4 protein-coding genes are annotated in these 2,430 nt (G+C 67.3%); 1 reads left to right on the top strand and 3 read right to left on the bottom strand.

Annotated elements, in window-relative coordinates:
• Positions 1-158: 158 nt before the first annotated feature.
• From rplT to infC, 3 genes are all read right to left on the bottom strand, one after another.
• On the bottom strand, positions 159-542 hold the full coding sequence (gene rplT, locus ABTX62_RS37795) for a 50S ribosomal protein L20 (RefSeq protein WP_003989074.1): 384 nt from the start codon (positions 540-542) through the stop codon (positions 159-161).
• 97 nt (positions 543-639) lie between these two features.
• Positions 640-834: a 50S ribosomal protein L35 gene (gene rpmI, locus ABTX62_RS37790; protein WP_003977225.1), complete on the bottom strand. Its 195-nt coding sequence runs from the start codon at positions 832-834 to the stop codon at positions 640-642.
• A gap of 106 nt (positions 835-940) precedes the next feature.
• Positions 941-1,591, bottom strand: a complete 651-nt coding sequence (gene infC / locus ABTX62_RS37785) for a translation initiation factor IF-3 (RefSeq protein ID WP_352120411.1) — start codon at positions 1,589-1,591, stop codon at positions 941-943.
• 392 nt (positions 1,592-1,983) lie between these two features.
• Here infC and ABTX62_RS37780 point away from each other — a divergent pair, with 392 nt between their 5' ends.
• A complete protein-coding gene (locus tag ABTX62_RS37780; protein WP_094057204.1) occupies positions 1,984-2,340 on the top strand; it encodes a DUF1844 domain-containing protein in 357 nt (118 codons plus the stop codon).
• Positions 2,341-2,430 lie beyond the last annotated feature (90 nt).

Below are 2,430 nucleotides of genomic sequence, written 5' to 3'. Positions count from 1 at the left end.
CTCGTACTGGGTGTACTTGGGCTTGCGCCCGGTGCGGCGAGAGTGCGTGCCGGGCGTCGCGACGGGGCGAACGTTGCCTGCCGCGGCACTAGCTGCACAGCAGGACCCGCAGACCGTCCGGCCTGCGGGTCCTTCAGTCACATCGGCTCGAGCCGGTGTCACGCAGCCTTCGGCGCGTTCACGTCGCTCGGCAGCGCCTTCTGGGCGACCTCGACGAGCGCGGCGAACGCACCGGCGTCGTTGACGGCCAGCTCGGCCAGGATCTTGCGGTCGACCTCGACGTTCGCGGCCTTCAGACCCTGGATGAAGCGGTTGTAGGTCATGCCGTTGGCGCGGGCAGCGGCGTTGATGCGCTGGATCCACAGCTGACGGAAGTCACCCTTGCGCTTCTTGCGGTCGTTGTAGTTGTAGACCAGCGAGTGGGTGACCTGCTCCTTGGCCTTGCGGTACAGGCGCGAGCGCTGACCGCGGTAGCCGGAGGCCTGCTCGAGGATCGCCCGGCGCTTCTTGTGGGCGTTGACTGCCCGCTTGACGCGTGCCACTAGTTAACTCCTTGTAGCGGGGTCGTGGGGTGCTCACACGACCCGAAATCGATTGGGTCCCGGTCCGGCGTCCGTGCGGCGCTCGCGCGCCGGGACGTCACTTGCCGAGAAGCTTCTTGATCTTCGCGGCGTCGCCCGGGGCCATCTCGGCGTTGCCCGTGAGGCGACGCGTCACGCGGGACGACTTGTGCTCGAGCAGGTGGCGCTTGCCGGCGCGCTCGCGCAGCACCTTGCCGGAGCCGGTGATCTTGAAGCGCTTGCTGGCACCGCTGTGCGACTTGTTCTTCGGCATAGCGCCGTTCTCTCCTCGTCGGTGGCGCTCCGGTGCCCGGTCGCGAAACCGGGCACGGTGGAGCGTCGTTGTTTCGGTTGCTTCCTGGGACTGGCGTCCCGGGGAGTCACGCCTCGGCGTGCTCCTCGGCGGGCTCCTCAGCCGACGCCTCGGACTCCGCGGCGTTCTGCGACTTGCCGGGGTTGGCCTTCGCTTCCGCCTTGCGGGCTTCCTGCGCCTGGCGAGCCTCGGCCATCGCCTCGGTCTTCTTCTTGTGCGGACCGAGAACCATGATCATGTTTCGGCCGTCCTGCTTCGGGTTCGACTCCACGAAACCGAGGTCCTGGACATCCTCCGCGAGACGCTGCAGCAGTCGGTAGCCCAGCTCGGGCCGGGACTGCTCGCGACCACGGAACATGATCGTGATCTTGACCTTGTCGCCCTGCTTGAGGAACCGAACGACGTGACCCTTCTTGGTGTCATAGTCGTGCGGGTCGATCTTCGGCCGGAGCTTCATCTCCTTGATGACCGTGTGCGCCTGGTTCTTGCGCGCCTCACGGGCCTTCATGGCCGACTCGTACTTGAACTTCCCGTAGTCCATGAGCTTGCACACGGGCGGACGGGCGTTCGCCGCGACCTCGACCAGGTCCAGGTCGTACTCCTGCGCAAGCTCCAGTGCCTTGGCCAGGGGGACGATGCCCACCTGCTCGCCACTGGGACCGACAAGTCGCACCTCGGGAACGCGAATCCGGTCGTTGATGCGGGGCTCGGCGCTGATGGATCCTCCTCGGTAGCACCACGCGACGGTCTGGCGGACGGCCGCGTAACGTCTGTGTTCGATAGACCAACCGCGCCGAGGCAACAAAAATGCCCCGGACGATCCCAGGCGGGGCTCCTCGAACTACCGGAGCACCGCCGCGGCAACCGCGGGGCGCGCTTTCGGACGGAACGCCGCCACGAGGACGGGGCCGTCTGACCGGTGACCCGCCGCCCTGAGGGCGATCGGGTGGGAGTTCGAAAGCCTCCACTTGTGGGCCGGGCTCGCGGGCTGTGAGGCATACGGGTCCGACCGGTCGTTACACGAGATTACCAGTAAGGGCCAGGGACGGCCAATCGGGGCGTACCGGGGTCCCGTGGGGAGGACCCGCTCCCTGCGCCTATCGTGTGGGCATGAGTGAGACCCCTCCTGAGTCCCCCGACTTCGACGCCATGGCCCGCGACATCGCCGAGGTCCCGGCCGTCGAGGTGATCGTGACGGTCGCCGTCAACCTGATGAGCGCGGCCGCCGTGAAGCTCGGTCTGACCGAGGAGGGCGAGAAGCACAAGGACCTCGACGAGGCCCGCAAACTGGTGCACGCGCTGGCCGGTCTGCTGGACGCCTCCACGACCGAGATCAGCTCGTTCCACGCGGCTCCCCTGCGCGACGGCCTGAAGTCGCTCCAGCTGGCGTTCCGCGAGGCCTCGCTCGTCCCGGACGAGCCGGGCCAGGGCCCGGGCGAGAAGTACACGGGCCCGGTCTACGGCTAGTAGATTGTCGCGGCTTAATTTCGCTGTGTGGTTGGGTAGAGGTGGCGCAGCTTCACACGTGCGTCGTCGGTGGTGAAGTGCCAGTCGACT

It is taken from the genome of Streptomyces sp. NPDC096046 (assembly GCF_040303285.1).
GTDB lineage: Bacteria > Actinomycetota > Actinomycetes > Streptomycetales > Streptomycetaceae > Streptomyces.
Note: the sequence above shows the minus strand (reverse complement) of the source record. Positions and strands in the feature narration are given on the sequence as shown.

What these genes read in the sequence shown, in the direction of transcription:
- rpmI (WP_003977225.1), bottom strand. Translation starts at nt 834, where the DNA reads ATGCCGAAGAACAAGTCGCACAGCGGTGCCAGCAAGCGCTTCAAGATC.
- ABTX62_RS37780 (WP_094057204.1), top strand. Translation starts at nt 1,984, where the DNA reads ATGAGTGAGACCCCTCCTGAGTCCCCCGACTTCGACGCCATGGCCCGC.